The organism is Butyrivibrio sp. ob235, from assembly GCF_900109475.1.
GTDB lineage: Bacteria > Bacillota > Clostridia > Lachnospirales > Lachnospiraceae > Butyrivibrio.
This window is the reverse complement of the sequence record NZ_FOBE01000072.1, coordinates 1-1,893: the sequence shown is the minus strand read 5'-3', so window position 1 is coordinate 1,893 and position 1,893 is coordinate 1. Positions and strand designations below refer to the sequence as shown.

The following is a 1,893-nucleotide window of genomic DNA, read 5'->3' as shown; positions in this document are numbered from 1 at the left end:
GACGGCGTAAATTTACTGTAGGATTTGAAAGGGTGGATATCCCCTGTGATTAGTTCAGATGTTCAAACCTTACTCATTATATCGCTTGGTAAGATGACAGTTCAAGGCTGTCATTTTTAATCCTTGGTCTGCTTGTTGACTACTTTATCTGTCAGGAAATATCAGTCAACCCTGCGCAGAGCGCACCGCGTAGCGGCTTTGGGGTTGACAGACATTTCCTGACAGATAGTCTGTAGTCAAGCAGATCAAGGATAATTGTGCGCTCCAGCGCACTTTATTCAAGGGCAGAGGCGTCAGCCTCTGGCTTCCTTTTTTAGAACAGTTTCCAGATGTAGTTATACATTCCTATTCTCATCCATTTCTTCATCTCGCCACTAAGCTCTACCTGCATGCTGTCGTAGTATTTTCCCCATACCGGTTGCTTGTGCATGGTATTTCTAACTTCTGCAACTACTGTGGTTACTTCTTCCGCACCCACAGCTTTTGGAAGTATGGTCTTCTGATAACGCACTAATTCGAGCATATCCTTTTTGTTCCATGCATATGCGCTCAGCTTGGCCATTCTGTCTGCACCTTTACGGCTCCATCCCATAGGAGTCATACTCATTCTTTTTGCAAGGACATGACTGACATGACCTTCTGTACTGCATCCTGGTATTCTTCTATATCTCAGCCTGATCTTTGCAGCAGACCAGTTTTCAAGGATATATGATGCGCCTTCCTGGATATACTTCTTTTCCTTGGCACTTTCAGCATGATACTCAAGCATATCTACTACAGACAGAAAGTCTTCCTTACTTCCGTCTCTGATAGTCTCTGACAGAACCTTCCTGGCATCATAAGCACTGTCCTGCATGTGGTTGGTCATCTTTATCAGGTACTTTTTAAGATGAAATTCATCGAGTATATATGTGATGCCACTAATTCTCTTTCCGCCAGCTTTTATCCATGCTCCACCATCTGCGCCCAGATATATCCTCCTAATACTGCTGATATCATAGTTGTTATCTATATAGGTGTAGACTTCATCCCATAACTCACTGTTAGCCTTACCCTCATATGCGCCGCAGAAATAATGGGCATTAACAAGATGATGGCGTTTGCTTTTTGGGGCATCCTTTTCGATACCTTCATGGACATATATGAGCTTATTTATCATTCCATTGAGTTTTCTACCGTACTGATTTACCTGAAGATCACCTTTTTTCTTTTGGAACTGCAAAGATACATGGTCTTCATCAGCTTCTATATACAGGTATTCAACCTTACGTTTTCTTCCTCTTCGTTTCTGTTCCTTAGGGAACTCCAGCGCGTGTATCTTATCCTTTACAGTTTCCTTGCTGACCTCATCGAGGATACTTGCCGCTTTTCCTCCTTTACGGTATGAAGTCTGTACTGTCTCTGAAAGAAGTTGCGCTATGGCATCCTCTGACATCCTTTCATGAGGATCAAACTCTAGCATGTCATCTAAAAGGTATCTTCTTTCACCGGTTTCCTTATTTTTAAACAAAGTCTTAGAGAACATAACCTTCCCGATTGATGTGATCAGAGTTTTCTCATCAGTTCTAACCACTTCCCATTTTTCTCTTCTTATGGGACTGTCCTTAAGAATCTGGTTGCAGGTGGAGAGTGTCTCTGAAATGTAGTCCAATGCCATCTGTAATGCTTCATTTCGCACTCTGCTTACAAACCCTGCAAAGTCCTTTGGATTCTCCGAGAAATCTTTTGATGCTTTCTGAAGATTTGGTACTCCATTCTCAATAAAATGCTGTATACTATTTAACACAAGGGGACTCCTCCATCTAGTTGTATTAGGTTTGCACACCCGAATATCAACTATACCATGAAGGAAATCCCCTTTTTCAATTAATCCTACAAAAACTTTACGCTAGC

1 protein-coding gene is annotated in these 1,893 nt (G+C 41.8%); it reads right to left on the bottom strand.

The genetic code is table 11. From position 1 onward, the window contains the following. Positions 1–313 precede the first annotated feature (313 nt). Positions 314–1,786 (bottom strand): ISLre2 family transposase, encoded by a 1,473-nt coding sequence (locus BMW61_RS21450; RefSeq protein ID WP_091826126.1) that lies wholly within the window; start codon positions 1,784–1,786, stop codon positions 314–316. Positions 1,787–1,893 lie beyond the last annotated feature (107 nt).